Annotated in this window: 16 protein-coding genes; all 16 read left to right on the top strand. The window is 34.6% G+C overall.

Going from position 1 to position 15,024, the window contains the following annotated elements; translation table 11 throughout:
• The first annotated feature begins 53 nt into the window (after window positions 1–53).
• Window positions 54–1,367: an NAD(P)H-hydrate dehydratase gene (locus N4A40_06380; GenBank protein ID MCT4661475.1), complete on the top strand. Its 1,314-nt coding sequence runs from the start codon at window positions 54–56 to the stop codon at window positions 1,365–1,367.
• Window positions 1,368–1,381: 14 nt separating this feature from the next.
• Window positions 1,382–2,557, top strand: a complete 1,176-nt coding sequence (gene alr / locus N4A40_06375; GenBank protein MCT4661474.1) for an alanine racemase — start codon at window positions 1,382–1,384, stop codon at window positions 2,555–2,557.
• 12 nt (window positions 2,558–2,569) lie between these two features.
• A complete protein-coding gene (locus N4A40_06370) occupies window positions 2,570–2,713 on the top strand; it encodes a hypothetical protein (protein ID MCT4661473.1) in 144 nt (47 codons plus the stop codon).
• A 1-nt stretch (window position 2,714) separates the two neighbouring features.
• The gene (locus tag N4A40_06365) at window positions 2,715–3,065 is read left to right on the top strand and encodes a type II toxin-antitoxin system PemK/MazF family toxin (protein MCT4661472.1); all 351 of its coding nucleotides are present in this window, start codon (window positions 2,715–2,717) and stop codon (window positions 3,063–3,065) included.
• A 128-nt stretch (window positions 3,066–3,193) separates the two neighbouring features.
• A complete protein-coding gene (locus N4A40_06360) occupies window positions 3,194–5,104 on the top strand; it encodes a YgiQ family radical SAM protein (protein ID MCT4661471.1) in 1,911 nt (636 codons plus the stop codon).
• A gap of 2 nt (window positions 5,105–5,106) precedes the next feature.
• Window positions 5,107–5,580 (top strand): hypothetical protein, encoded by a 474-nt coding sequence (locus N4A40_06355; protein MCT4661470.1) that lies wholly within the window; start codon window positions 5,107–5,109, stop codon window positions 5,578–5,580.
• Window positions 5,581–5,592: 12 nt separating this feature from the next.
• Window positions 5,593–6,711 (top strand): glycosyltransferase, encoded by a 1,119-nt coding sequence (locus tag N4A40_06350; GenBank protein MCT4661469.1) that lies wholly within the window; start codon window positions 5,593–5,595, stop codon window positions 6,709–6,711.
• An 11-nt stretch (window positions 6,712–6,722) separates the two neighbouring features.
• Window positions 6,723–7,211, top strand: a complete 489-nt coding sequence (locus N4A40_06345) for a DUF4330 domain-containing protein (protein ID MCT4661468.1) — start codon at window positions 6,723–6,725, stop codon at window positions 7,209–7,211.
• A gap of 12 nt (window positions 7,212–7,223) precedes the next feature.
• A complete protein-coding gene (locus N4A40_06340) occupies window positions 7,224–8,963 on the top strand; it encodes an O-antigen ligase family protein (protein ID MCT4661467.1) in 1,740 nt (579 codons plus the stop codon).
• On the top strand, window positions 8,956–10,059 hold the full coding sequence (csaB, locus tag N4A40_06335) for a polysaccharide pyruvyl transferase CsaB (protein ID MCT4661466.1): 1,104 nt from the start codon (window positions 8,956–8,958) through the stop codon (window positions 10,057–10,059). Before N4A40_06340 ends, csaB begins: the two co-directional genes overlap by 8 nt.
• Window positions 10,056–10,829, top strand: a complete 774-nt coding sequence (locus tag N4A40_06330; GenBank protein ID MCT4661465.1) for a WecB/TagA/CpsF family glycosyltransferase — start codon at window positions 10,056–10,058, stop codon at window positions 10,827–10,829. The genes csaB and N4A40_06330 overlap by 4 nt, the downstream gene beginning before the upstream one ends.
• 148 nt (window positions 10,830–10,977) lie before the next feature.
• Complete coding sequence (locus N4A40_06325) at window positions 10,978–11,793, top strand: transketolase (GenBank protein ID MCT4661464.1); 816 nt, start codon at window positions 10,978–10,980, stop codon at window positions 11,791–11,793.
• Window positions 11,793–12,731, top strand: coding sequence for a transketolase family protein (locus N4A40_06320; protein MCT4661463.1), 939 nt, complete (start codon window positions 11,793–11,795; stop codon window positions 12,729–12,731). Before N4A40_06325 ends, N4A40_06320 begins: the two co-directional genes overlap by 1 nt.
• Window positions 12,732–12,872: 141 nt before the next feature.
• Window positions 12,873–13,775, top strand: coding sequence for a helix-turn-helix domain-containing protein (locus N4A40_06315; GenBank protein MCT4661462.1), 903 nt, complete (start codon window positions 12,873–12,875; stop codon window positions 13,773–13,775).
• 80 nt (window positions 13,776–13,855) lie between these two features.
• Complete coding sequence (gene ftsE / locus N4A40_06310; protein ID MCT4661461.1) at window positions 13,856–14,539, top strand: cell division ATP-binding protein FtsE; 684 nt, start codon at window positions 13,856–13,858, stop codon at window positions 14,537–14,539.
• A partial coding sequence (locus N4A40_06305; protein ID MCT4661460.1) for a permease-like cell division protein FtsX occupies window positions 14,529–15,024 on the top strand: 496 nt, incomplete at its 3' end. The genes ftsE and N4A40_06305, both read left to right, overlap by 11 nt.

Raw genomic sequence — 15,024 nt, 5'->3', positions numbered from 1 at the left:
CATTTTTTTAGTATAATGAAGAAAATTGAAAGAAACGCTTAGGGGATGAAGTTATGATTATAGGAACTGGAATAGACATAATTGAAGTGGAGCGTATTCGAGAAGCTGTTGAGAAAAATGACAAATTTTTGGAAAAGATTTTTGCGCCTACAGAGTTGAAGTATATAGCTGAAAGGCAGAATAATATACAGACTATAGCAGGGTTATTTGCGGCTAAAGAAGCCGTAAGCAAAGCTTTAGGATATGGAATAAGAGATTATGGATGGCAGGATTTGGTTATAGACCATGACGAATTTGGAAAGCCTGTTGTGGTACTTTATCAGAAGGCCAAATTAGTTGCAGAGCAGAAGCAAATTGAGATGATAGAGATATCAATTACACATTTGAAGGAAAATGCTATGGCAATTGCTGTTGCAAATGGAATGGAACGAGAAGGCAATATAAGCGGTGAAGTTGAAAAACGACAATTGTCAGATGATGAGCAATGGATAACAAAGACAATGGTTGGAGATATTTTACCTTGCAGAAAAAAAGAATCACACAAAGGCACGTTTGGTAAAATAGGAGTTGTTGCGGGTAGTATGGGAATGACAGGAGCATGTTACCTAGCTAGTCTATCAGCGCTTAGAAGCGGGAGCGGTGTCGTTTATAATATAGTACCAAAGAGTATAGCACATATATTAGAAATCAAATTGACAGAGACTATCACAAAGAAGACAGAGGATTTAAATAAAGGATATTTTAGTATTGCGGGCTTGCCAGATATTAAAAAGGCACTTGAAAATGTAGAAGTAGTATTACTTGGTCCAGGAATTGGAATTGATAAAGAGAGGATGCAGGTAATAAAAGCAATAATGGAACACACTAGAAAGCCAATGATAATAGATGCAGATGGGATAAATTGTCTTCAAGATGAACCAGAGCTTTTGAAAAAGAGAGAAGGGACTACAATTATCACACCTCATCCTGGAGAGTTAGCTACTATACTTGGAGTTCACACTAGTGATATACAATCAGATAGAGTAAAATATGCACTTGAAGCCTCAAAGAAATTTGGAGTTATAACAGTACTCAAGGGTAACGAGACAATTGTTTGTGACGATGAAGGACGAGTATATGTAAACCCAACTGGAAATCCAGGGATGGCCACAGCTGGAAGTGGAGACGTACTTGCTGGTATTATTGCGAGTTTACTTGGACAAAAGGTTGGTGCATTTAGAGCAGCGCTAGCTGGAGTGTATCTTCACGGTCTAGCAGGAGATTATGCAGCTCTTGAAAAGGGAGAGTATAGCTTGATTGCAGGAGACATATTGGAACAATTGCCACTAGCAATATCAAATACAATGCAAACAAAAATAGACTATTAAAGAGTGGTGAAGACATGCTATCATTTATGAATACTAGACCTGTTTGGGCCTTGATTAACTTGGATCACTTGATTCATAATATAAAAGAAATTAAAAAGAACTTATCGCCGTCAGCCTGTCTTTCAGGAGTAATAAAAGCTGATGGATATGGCCACGGAGCTATAATGATTGCCAGAACTATACTGGCAAATGGAGTAGATAGATTAGCAGTAGCTACATTGTCTGAAGCGCTTGAGCTTAGGAAACATCATATAAAAGCGCCTATATTGATACTAGGATATACACCTGGTTTTCAGGCGAATGATATAATAGAGCATGATATAATACAAACTGTACTTAGCTACGAGCAAGCAGAAGCGTTATCTTACGCGGCAGAGGGGCTTGACAGACAAGCTAAGATTCATATAAAAATAGACACAGGTATGAGTAGACTTGGGTTTGATGCAAACAATCAAGCTATAGGAGATATACTAAAAATTAGTCAATTACCAAACATCGAAATCGAAGGGATATTTTCTCATTTTGCTCTAGCAGATGCTGAGAATCCTAAATTCACTGATGTGCAGAATGAAAAGTTTAAAAATTTTGTTAGCAAATTAGAATCTCAAGGGTTGGAGATTCCGATTAAGCATATATCTAATAGTGCAGCTATATTAAATAATCCAGAGTATCACTATGATATGGTGAGAGCTGGCTTATTGATGTATGGACTGTATCCATCTGAATTTGTAAGTCATAAAAAGATGGATTTGAAGCCGGTGATGAGTTTGAAAGCTACTATTTCTCAAACTAGATCACTAGAAAAAGGCAAAGGCATTAGTTATGGGCATAGCTTTGTAACAAAGAGAGATTCGATTATAGGTACTATACCAATAGGCTATGCAGATGGATATAGTCGTCTATTATCGAACAAAATCTATGTAGGCGTCAAGGGTCAGGCGGCTAGAGTAGTTGGTAATATTTGTATGGATCAATGTATGATAGATCTTACAGATATAGAAAGAATGGATGTTGGGGATGAGGTGTTTCTCTTTGGAGATGGGAACCATGGAGAACCAAGTGTTGATGAAATAGCGAATGTCTTGGGAACTATAAACTATGAGATACTATGTATTCTCAGCAAAAGAGTTCCAAGGGCGTATATCAAGAACAATGAGGTCATAAGGATTAGGGACTATCTTCTGGAATAATGGAGGTTCGCTATGGAAAAAAAGAAGATGCAAGAACTAATGGAAGAAGGTTACAAAGAGATGAGCAAATTAAACAGCCAGCTAAGTGAAGAAATGGTTGTCTGTGATGAAGAAGAATTATGCGATTATGAAATGAAATTAATGGGAAGTGAATAAAATGCTGATAAAAAGAGGAGACATAATATATGCCGACTTAAGTCCGGTAATAGGATCGGAACAGGGAGGTATTCGCCCTGTTCTGGTACTACAAAATGATATTGGGAACAAATACAGTTCAACACTGATTGTGGCTGCAATTACAGCAAAAATTGATAAAGCTAAATTGCCAACACATGTAGAAATATCATCAAAAGATTTCGGATTGACGAAAGATTCAGTGGTATTGTTGGAGCAGATTAGAACTATAGACAAGAAGAGGTTAAGGGACAAGGTTGGCAGATTTGACGATGTAATGATGGATAAAGTTGAAAAAGCACTTAGGATTAGTTTGAATTTGGAAGAATGTTGATACATAATGGACCATAGCACTACATAACTTAGTGAGCTAAGGAAAATGATAAATAAAGTAGGTGAAAATCTGAGGTAAGGCCTTGGATTTTCTTTTGTAAATAGTAGATGTGAAAATAGGAGAATTATATGGAAAATAAATTTTTGCCCATTTCAATGAAAGATTTAAAAGAAAGAGGATGGGATGGTGTCGATTTTGTTTTAGTTTCAGGGGATGCATATGTAGATCATCCAAGTTTCGGCCCAGCAATTATCGGAAGAGTATTAGAACGTTATGGTTACAAAGTTGGCATAGTGGCACAGCCAGATTGGAAAAATGAAAAAGATTTTAAAAGATTTGGAAAGCCAAGACTAGGATTTCTAGTAAGTGCGGGAAACATGGACTCTATGGTGAATCACTATACCGTCAATAGAAAAAAGAGAAAAACAGATGCATATTCTCCAGGCGGACAGATGGGAATGAGACCAGATAGGGCTACTATAGTCTATTGCAATAAGATTCGTGAAATTTATGGAGAAATTCCAATAGTGATAGGAGGAGTAGAAGCTAGTCTGAGAAGATTTGCACACTATGACTACTGGGAAGACAGAATCAGAAATTCTATACTCATAGATACAGCTGCAGATTTGATAATATACGGAATGGGTGAAAAACCCGTCGTAGAAGTTGCAGAGTGCTTAGCTATGGGAATGGAAGCTAAATATATAAGACATGTACAGGGAACATGCTATAGAATAAGAAAAGATCAATTAGATGAAGTTTACGATTATGTAGAAGTTGAATCGTTAAGCGAAATAAAAAAAAGTAAAGAAGCATATGCTAGAGCCTTCAATAAACAGAATCAAGAACAAAATCCATTCATAGGAAAAGCATTGATTCAAAGGCACGGTGATTCATATATTGTACAGAATCCACCGGCAAAACCGTTAGAAACAATAGAATTAGATGACGTGTATGAACTACCTTATCAGAGAACTTACCACCCAATTTACGAAAAATCAGGTGGAATTCCTGCTCTCAAGGAAGTTGAATTCAGCTTGTCGAGTTCAAGAGGATGCTATGGTGGTTGTTCGTTTTGTGCCATTACATTTCATCAGGGAAGAATCGTACAGGGAAGAAGTCATGAATCATTAGAAAAAGAAGCAGATAAATTGATAGAAAGTCCAAATTTCAAAGGATATATACATGATGTTGGTGGACCAACAGCTAATTTTAGGAAACCTGCTTGTAAGAAACAAATGACATATGGTGCTTGTAAAAATAAACAGTGCTTGTTTCCAGAACCATGTAGTAACTTAGAAGTAGATCATGAGGATTATATACAATTACTGAGAAAAATAAGAAAAAAACCTAAAATCAAGAAAGTATTCATACGTTCGGGAATAAGATATGATTATGTAGTAGCTGATAAGAACAAAAAATTCCTAAAAGAACTTTGTGAGCATCATGTAAGCGGATTGCTAAAAGTAGCGCCCGAACATATAGATCCTAAGGTTCTAAAGCTCATGGGAAAACCAAATGTTGAAGTGTTTGAAAAATTTACTAAGGATTACAAAGATATGAACAAGAAACTAGGCAAGGATCAATACCTAGTACCGTATCTAATATCAAGTCATCCAGGTAGTACATTAAAATCTGCAATCAAACTTGCATGCTATTTGAAATCTATAGGATATATTCCAGAGCAAGTTCAGGATTTTTATCCTACACCAGGGACGCTATCGGCAGCAATGTATTATACAGAGCTTAATCCTGTGACTCTTGAAAAAATTTATGTTCCAAAAACTAAAGAAGAAAAGCATATGCAAAGAGCTCTATTGCAATTCAATCGAAGAGAAAACTATAAACTTGTTAGACAGGCACTTATAAGTGAAAATAGATATGATTTAATAGGAAATGGTCCTAAGTGTTTAATACGAGATTTTTCAAATGAAGAAACAAATAAGACAAAATCTAGGGGCGCTAAGGGGAACTCGAAGTCGAAGTACAAGAAGAACAATAGACATAACGCTGCGAAAAATAATAAAAGGAGGCGTTAGATTTGAAGAGCAAAAAGAGATACAATGTGATGTTGTTGATGGTACTAATAATAGGATTTACCATAGGTCAAATAGCTGTATTTGCTAACGGTGGAAGTGAAAAAGATCCGTTAATTACTATGAGCTATATGAATCAGAAAATAGAACAATTGAAGTATTATGTAGATTCTAAAGTTGATGGGGGAGAAACTTTAGAAAACAAACAATCATCCGCATGGGAGGTTGTAAAATTAGCTAAAGGACAGAGCATAGTAGGGGAATCGAGTACTGAATTTATATTAAGATCAGGCAAGGGGACTGCAATAGCAAGTGCTTCAGGTGGATTATGCGATGTCACAATAGGTAAAGATTTATCAAAAGGGGTTAACATAGAGAAGAATCATCTTTTGATTGTTCCAAGGTCAGATGGACGAGGTATACTTGCGAGTTCAGAGATTTATATTATGGTCAAAGGAAATTATCAGATAATCCAATAAGGAGGCAAAGTGATGAAAGTACTTCATTTGATTAGTGGTGGAGATACTGGTGGTGCAAAGACACATGTTTTGTCATTAGTAGAAAAACTATCAGAAGATATCCAAATAAAGCTAGTCTGTTTTATTGAGGACCAATTCTATGAAGATGGTAAAAAATTAGGGTTGGATATTGAAGTGTATCAACAAAAAAATCGTTTTGATTTTTCAGTGGTTTCGAGATTAAAAGAACTAATAGAAAAAGAGGGCTATGATTTAGTACATTGCCATGGTGCTAGAGCTAATTTTATAGCAATGTTTCTAAAATCAAAAGTTAAAGTTCCGTTTGTAACAACTATTCACAGTGACTACAAATTAGACTTTAAAGATAATTTGTACAAAAAAATTATATTCACTGGGTTAAATGAGATGGCCCTTAGAAAATTTGACTACTACATTGCAGTGTCGAATAATTTCAAAAAAATGCTAGTAGAACGTAGCTTTGATTCAGAAAAAATCTTTACTGTTTACAATGGTATAGATTTAGAAAAAACGGTTGATATAATAGAAAAAAAAGAATTTTTATCTAAATATGGTATAGATGCAACCAATAAAAAAATCATAGGTATTGCAGCGAGACTTGATACTAATAAGAGTGTAAATACGCTCATAGAGGCGGGAAAAGAACTCTCTAGTATGCGAGATGATTTTTTGATATTGATTGCTGGAACAGGAGAGGAAAAGCATCACCTAGAGCAATTGATACAGCAAGAAGGGCTTTCTCAAAAGATATACCTATTAGGATTTGTTCGAGAAAACTATTCTTTTTTCAATGCTCTAGACATAAATGTGCTTACATCTAAGAGTGAAAGCTTTCCATATGTGATATTGGAAGGAGCAAAGCTAGGAAAAACAATTATAAGCACAGATGTTGGTGGTATAGCTGATTTAGTTGAGCAAGGGATTAATGGCTACTTGTTTGAAGTGGAAAACAAAAATGAATTAGCTAAGTATTTAGATGAATCTCTTAAGAATGATTGCTATAAGAACATGGGCGATAATTTAAAAACTAAAGTTAGTGAACTATTTTCATTGGATAAGATGGGTCGAGACCATGTGAAAATATATCATACTATAAAAAAGACTAGAATATAGGAGGCAAAATAATGAAAATGATTGATGAAAAAGGAAAATTATTTGGGGTAATCAATGTAATTGACTTGTGTGTAGTGTTAGTATTAGTACTAATGGTAGTTGGAGGAGTTAAATTATTTGGCAATAGATGGGCAAAAGTAAAACCAAATGGGGATGTATATGTGCAATTAGAGGTAGCAGATGTAAGACAGGCAACAATAGATGGTTTAGTTGATGGGGATGAATTAAATTACTATGATGAAAATGTATTATTTGGAACAATTGAGTCAAAAGAAATAAAACCATTTGTAGATAATATACAGACAGACAATAAGTTAGTTCCAATGGAAGTTCCAGGCAAATACGTAGTTACACTTAAAATGAAGTGTCCGGCGTATATAACTGAAGATGTTGTTGTTATAAATGGAAAACATACTAGAATAGGAAATCAATTTACACTAAAAAACCGCAAAGTTTCAATTCAAGGGGTTGCGTTAAAGGTTGATATCATCGAACAATAATGGGGTGTATTCATGGAAAAACGAGCACTGAAGAGAAAATTTTATACATTAGCAAATAGATGTTCACAGTATAAAATTCACAGCTCAGCAGTTAAAATTGCAGGGCGTTGTTTTGAGAGAGTGAAGAAGGCTTACAGAGCTTCTGCATTGGGGAAAATAATGAGCGACCATACGAGTACAATTGAAAATAGTGTGGCGTATAAAATAATAGATACAATGTTTAAAGGTGTTGACTATGGGCTGAAGTCTATAGGACATTTTTGGGAACACAATAAAAATTATAGCTTGTTTCACAAGTTGATTAAAATGGTTTCTTCTCCACTAGGAAAGAAAATAATAAGTATAATAATGATGCTCTTGTCAACGATAGCATATTTGACATATATAAATATCTATTCCATGACACCGGAAATAACGTTTACATTTGTGTCTGCTTTAATTATGATTTTAGCACTTGGAGTCAATCCAGCAGGTTTGAGAGAAACATATGAGTCAAGCGTTTTACATGAGCGTATGAGTTACTTTTGGTCATCTGATGGAAAGACTGTAGAATTTCCTTGGATTATGAGTTTTTTAATATTGTCTATTCCTATATTGCCAAAATCAATTACTATGGTGCTTTTAATTGCACTTAGCAGTATAAAACTAGTTTGGGGCGCGGTAAAGAGAAAAGCTCCTCTAAAAATAGATTGTTTGATATTTGCCATAGTATTATTTTATGTAGTAATGGTAATAGGAACAGGCACATCGACATATAGAATGGATAGCATCAGAGATTTGGCTATTCATACTGTAGCTATAGTTTGGACTATAAGTATGATAATAGATTCAAAAAATTTAGAAAAACTATATAGCATGATGGTAAGTTTTGTATATGTTGCTACTTTGGTTGCAGTTTATGGAGTTTTACAGTATTTTATTGGAGTAGAAATGGATGCAGCATGGGTAGACGTTCAAAATAATCCAAACTTGAGCGTGCGAGTATATTCTGTATTTGGAAATCCAAATATACTTGGAGAATACCTCATAATGGCATTACCTATATCTATGGGATTATTTATGAATAGCAAGGGATGGTTCAAAAAATTGTTGTTTTTAGGTACAACAGGAGCTATGGGTTGTGCGCTAGTATTGACATTTGGTAGAGGTGCGTGGCTAGGATTTGCATTTGCAGTAGCAGTTATGGTTATCCTATACAAAAAAGAACTCATTTGGGCACTTATACCAGCTGGAATAGTTAGTTTATTTTTACTTCCAGAGAGTATTTTGAATAGAATACTATCTATTGCAAATCTTGGAGACTCTTCAAACGCATATAGAATAAGAGTTTGGAAAGTTGCTATGGAAATGATAAAAGACAATTGGATATTAGGCGTAGGTTTTGGATACATGCCATTTAAGATAAATTATCTCAATTATATACGAACAATGAATGTGTATCATTCACACAATATGATATTGGAGATATTTGCAGAGCTTGGAATTGGAGGCTTACTTGTACTTGTATTCATGCTAGGTATAATTTTGAAAAAACTTTACCAAATATCGATACAGAGAGAAGATCGATTTGCACGAATAATTGCTATAAGCTTGTTTGGTTCATTTGTTGCAATATTGACTAATGGTTTGACAGAAAACGTATTGTATTTGCCCAAAATTATATGGACATTCTGGATGATTGTTGGTTTTGCTGGTATACTTATTCGTGTTCAACGAACAGAATATAAAGTAAAGGAGAAGAGCAATGACTAAAAAAATATTGATATCGGGCTATTATGGTTTCAATAATAGTGGAGACGATGCTATTTTAAAAGTCTTGACACAACAATTAAAAGAGATTGGTGAAAAGGTAGAGATTGTTGCTCTTTCTAATCAAGTAGAACAGACAGAAAAAAACTATAACATAAGAGCTATAAACCGCTACAATTTATTGCAGATAACAAAAGAAATGAAAAGCTGCGATTTGTTTATAAGTGGTGGAGGAACGTTGCTACAAGATGGAACAAGCAATAGATCACTATACTATTATTTGATGCTCTTGCACTTAGCCAAAAAACATTGTAAAAGAGTGATGGTATTTGCAAATGGGATGGGACCTATAAAGAGTGGATTTAATAGAAGAAGGACTCTTGAAATGCTTAAAAAAGTTGATGTGATAACCCTTAGAGATCAAGATTCATATGATTTTTTGATGGAATTGGGTTTGAAACATCCAAAGATAAGTGTTACATTTGATCCCGTGTTTATGATGAAATCAATAGAGCAAAATAGAATAAATCGAATATTTGAAGAGGAAAATTTAGATTTCGACAAAAAATATATAGGAATATCAGTAAGGCCGTGGAAAGAGGGACAATATATCGAGAGCGGAGTCAAAGCGCTTGTCAAATCAATTTGTGACAAGGGGTATGAAGTAGTTTTCATACCCATGCAACATCCTCATGATGACAAAATAAGTCAGAGCATAATAGACCAATTAGACGATAATTCTAGAGTACATTGTTTAAAAGGATGCTATGAAGCTGACGAGATGATAGGCATAATGAGCAAAATGGATTACATAGTTGCGATGAGATATCATGCATTGATATACGCAATATTATCTCAAAGAGCGCTTACTGCGATTTCCTATGATCCGAAAGTTAGAGGCCTCATGGACATGCTAAAAGTAAATAGCGTGTGCTCTATGGCACAGCTCCGAGAAGGTGAATTAGATAATATAGTTGAAAAAGGTATTGTAGATAAATCAAAGACTATAGATTTACTAGAAATGAGTCATGATGAGAAACTTAAGAGTGCATATGAAAATATAGAGATAATAAAAGAATTGTTGGAGGGAATCGAATGAGATATAGGCTAGATGTCTTAGGTGTTCAAATAGACAATATGACATTTGAAGAAACTACGGCAAAAATTAAAGAACACCTTCGAGCAGGAAAAGGTATCCAAAAGATAGTAACTCCAAATCCAGAAATAGTTATGGCTGCTCAAAAAAACAAAAAATATAAAGATATACTCAACAGAGCTGATTACGTAACAGTTGATGGTATAGGTCTTGTCTATGCAGCTAAAATCAAAGGAAAGTCGTTTAAAGAAAGAGTTACAGGATATGATTTGTCTTTGTGGATGCTGGAAGAATTAGATAGAACCGGAGGCAGATTATTTATACTAGGTGGAGAACCTGGAATAGCTGAAAAAGCTTGTGATAACATCAAGGAAAAGTACAAAAATTTAATTGTTGCAGGTCACCACCACGGATACTTCAAAGGGACTCATATTGGGCACAGTGGTCATGATGAAGAACGTGAAGTAATAGATAAAATCAATAAATCTAATGCAGACATACTATTTGTATGCTTAGGTGCATACAAGCAGGAGCTTTGGATAGATGAGAATGCACCGCTAATAAATTGCAAGTTAGCTATTGGAAATGGTGGGGTTGCAGACGTAATTGCAGGTAAAGTAAAAGGAGCACCAGAAGCTTGGAGAAAGATAGGGCTTGAATGGCTATATAGACTAAAAGAAGATCCAAAGAGATTTAAAAGACAATTAGCGATACCAAAGTTTATATTAAAGATATTATTTACGCCTAAAGCTGTGACAGATGTCCAAAATTAAAAAATGATTTGACATTTTAATAAAAAGGACTTTTTTTGAGCCGTAAATGTGGTATACTATTGACTTGTATGAAGCACTACTAATAGTGATTTGTGCTGAAACAACATTCAGCAATATATAGAATTAGTAAATTTTAGGAGGTTTACACATGAACCAAGAGTTCCAGTCCATAGCGACTACGATCAGACAAGAAATTGTCAAAATGTTACACCTATCAAAATCTGGTCATCCAGGAGGATCATTATCAGCAGCAGATATAATGACTGTATTGTTCTTTGATGAAATGAATATTGATCCTAAAAATCCTAAGAAAGCAGACCGTGACAGATTTGTATTATCTAAAGGTCATGCTGCACCAGTTCTTTATGCAGCATTAGCAGAGAGAGGATTTTTTGACAAATCAGAATTGAGTACACTTAGAAAAATTAATTCAGAATTGCAAGGACACCCAAATATGAACGATACACCTGGCGTTGATATGTCAACAGGTTCACTAGGACAGGGTATTTCAGCAGCATCAGGAATGGCATTAGCAAACAAAATTGATGAAACATCTAATAGAGTATATGCACTATTAGGAGATGGGGAAGTTCAAGAAGGTTTGGTTTGGGAAGCAGCTATGTTTGCAGCACATTACAAATTAGATAACCTTACAGCGGTTTTAGACTTTAACGGTTTACAAATCGATGGTAAAAACAGCGAAGTTATGTCAATCGAGCCAATCGACAAGAAATGGGAAGCATTTGGATGGCACGTAGTAAAGATTGATGGACATAATTTTGAAGAAATTCAAGCAGCTTTTAAAGAAGCTCGTGAAACAAAAGGACAGCCAACTATAATTATTGCTAAAACTGTAAAAGGTAAAGGCGTTTCATTTATGGAAAATGAAGCAGGATGGCATGGTCAAGCACCAAACGATGAGCAAACAGCTCAAGCTTTAAAAGAATTAGGAGGTGCTCAATAATGGCAGAGATGATCGCAACTCGTGTTGCTTATGGAGAAGGGCTCAAGCTATTAGCAGAGCAAAATAAAAATGTAGTAGTATTAGATGCTGACTTGTCAAAATCGACAAAAACAGCAACATTTAAATCTGTTTGCCCAGAGAGATTTTTCAATGTAGGTATAGCAGAACAGGACTTGGTTGGAGTTGCAGCAGGACTTGCAGCTTGTGGCAAGATTCCATTTGCAAGTTCATTTGCTATGTTTGCAGCAGGTAGAGCTTATGAAATAATCAGAAACTCAGTAGCATATCCTAGATTAAACGTTAAAATAGCAGCAACACATGCTGGTTTAACAGTAGGTGAAGATGGTGCATCGCATCAAATGCTAGAAGATTTAAGTCTTATGAGAACTATCCCAGGAATGGTTGTTATAAATCCAGCTGACGCTACAGAAGCAAAAGCAGCTGTTGTGGCAGCTGCAGAATATGAAGGACCAGTCTACATGAGATTTGGTAGAATGAACGTTCCTGTATTATTTGACGAAGATTACAAATTTGAAATCGGAAAAGGCGTTGTGATTGAAGAAGGTACAGATGTAACATTTGTAGCAACTGGAATCATGGTAGCAATGGCCTTAGAAGCTAGAGAGACGCTTGCTAAAGAAGGAATCTCAGCTAGAGTAGTAAATATCCATACTATAAAGCCACTTGATAACGAGTTGATTTTAGAATCAGCAGAAAAAACAGGTGCTATAGTTACAGCTGAAGAGCACAGCATCTATGGTGGACTTGGTAGCGCGGTATCAGAAGTTGTTGTTTCTGGTAAAGTAGTGCCTATGGAAATCGTTGGTGTTAAAGATACATTTGGTGAGTCAGGTACACCAGCTGACCTATTAGAAAAATATGGTCTTACAGCAGCCAACTTAGTTGAATCAGCTAAAAAAGCTATTTCAAGAAAATAAATAAAGATTAAATAATGGGTTGAAGATTTAGAAGTTTATTCTAAATCTTCAACCCATTTTTATTTAGGAGTCATTAATATAAAATGCTATGTTTATTTGTTATTATTGTAATTATTAGGTATAATAATAGTGGGTGATTTTATGAAAGAAGAAAATAAATTTGAATTAATCAAAAAATTTTTTTCGGAAGAAATTGATATAGAAGAGCAGGAAATACATGTTTGTATGGAGAATAGATTAACAGATAGAGAAAAAGTACTTTTAGATATCATAGAAGAACTCCAACAAAATAGAACAAAATCTGAGAATCAAAGGAAAAACTTGAGTTATTTTTTGAGTGAAGATAGAAGCGATGAAGAAATAACAGATTATTTCGAAAAAAAGAACATTTTAAGATTATCCCATGGGCAGATAATGTCGATAATACTTAAAAGTGATGATGAAATGAAGAGAATAGTAGAGTATTTAAAGGCAATAAATATTCGAGAACTTGATTTTACTAGTTTAAATAAGAACGAGCTAAGTATTTACTATAGATTTTCAGATGATATAGACGAAAAATTTCCTAGGGAATTATCGGGACTTATATTGTCAGATTTGGCTATAGAAATACAAATTGGACTGAGCACAATTATAGAACCGCGTCATGTTTATCGTGGACAATGCGAAGCAAGGCAAGCTATAGGACTAGCAAAACGATATGGAATCAGTGAAAGTGTTGTAAAATATGATCAATTGATGATAAATCAAATCATAGCTAATTTAGGCGAAAGTGAACTTAAAACACTGGAAAAGAAAATAGAATTAGCTAAATTTTCGATGCTAGATACAGACGATATAAAGACAGCAAATATATTTTTAGAAAGCAATCTAAATATCAGTGAAGCTGCTAGAAAGCTTTTTATTCACAGAAATACCTTGATATATAGATTAGAAAAGATACACAAAACTACGGGATATGATTTGAAGGTATTTAAAGATGCAATGAACTTTAGAATACTTATACTAGCATATATTTACTATAACCGTGTAATTTTTGTATAAAATGCTTTAAAACCTTAGATTTTGACTTTTTTAAAAGTATAATGATACAGAGAGGTTGTTTAATGACAGGAGTGAGTTAAGTGATAGATTTTATCAACGTATCAATGAATTATGGCTCAGAAAAAAAAGTATTGGATAGAGTCAATCTACACATTGAAAAAGGAGAATTTGTATTTTTAGTGGGTAGTAGTGGTGCTGGGAAATCGACAATTATAAAATTATTGATGAAAGAAATAGAGCCGACAGGCGGCAGAATTATTTTAAACAATAAAGATATTACGAGTGTAAGTAATAGAAAAATACCATATATCAGAAGAGAACTAGGGGTAGTATTTCAAGATTTTAGATTGTTGCCTCAAAAAACTGTTTTTGAAAACATAGCATTTGCTATGGAGATAGTTGGAGCTTCATCGCGCAGTATAAAAAGGCAAGTGCCAATAGTTTTAAATATGGTAGGACTTCAAGATAAGGGCAATTACTACCCAGCTGAGTTATCAGGTGGAGAGAGACAGAAGGTTTCAATAGCTAGGGCGATTATAAACAATCCATCAGTATTGGTTGCCGATGAGCCTACAGGAAATCTAGACCCAAACAATGCATGGGAGATTATGAAACTTATAAAGTATATCAATAAGAGAGGGACGACAGTAATTATGGCTACACATGCAAATCAAATTGTTGATATGATGAAACGACGAGTGATTCAAATTCACGACGGTAAAATCATCAGAGACACGCAAAGGGGTGTTTACGATGAAGCTTAGATCTGTAGGAGTAAATATAAGGCAAGGATTAGTAGGGCTTTGGAGAAACAGGACGATGAGTTTAGCATCGATAACTTCATTATCAGCTACACTTATAATACTAGGAATAGTACTACTGCTTATAATAAATACGAATTATATAGCAAGTCACATACAGGATGAATTTGATGATGTGAAGATATTTCTAAAAGATGGTCTCAGCATTGTTCAAGTTGAGGCGATTGGGGAAGAAATACTAGGATATGATGAAGTTGTAGATTTGACGTATATATCGAAAACACAGGCATTAGAGAATTTTAAAGAAGATTGGGGAGACGAAGCATCGTTACTAGAGGGGTTAGAGAGCGATAATCCACTCCCAGACTCATTTATACTGCATTTGAAGACACTTAGAAATGTAGAACCGACAGTGGCGAAGATAGAGCAGATAGATGGAATAGAAGAAGTAAACTTTTTTAGTGATGTTATAGAAAAGGTATTAAATG

Source organism: Tissierellales bacterium (assembly GCA_025210965.1).
In the GTDB taxonomy this organism is placed as follows: Bacteria; Bacillota; Clostridia; order Tissierellales; family JAOAQY01; genus JAOAQY01.
This window is presented reverse-complemented; position numbering and strand designations above follow the sequence as displayed.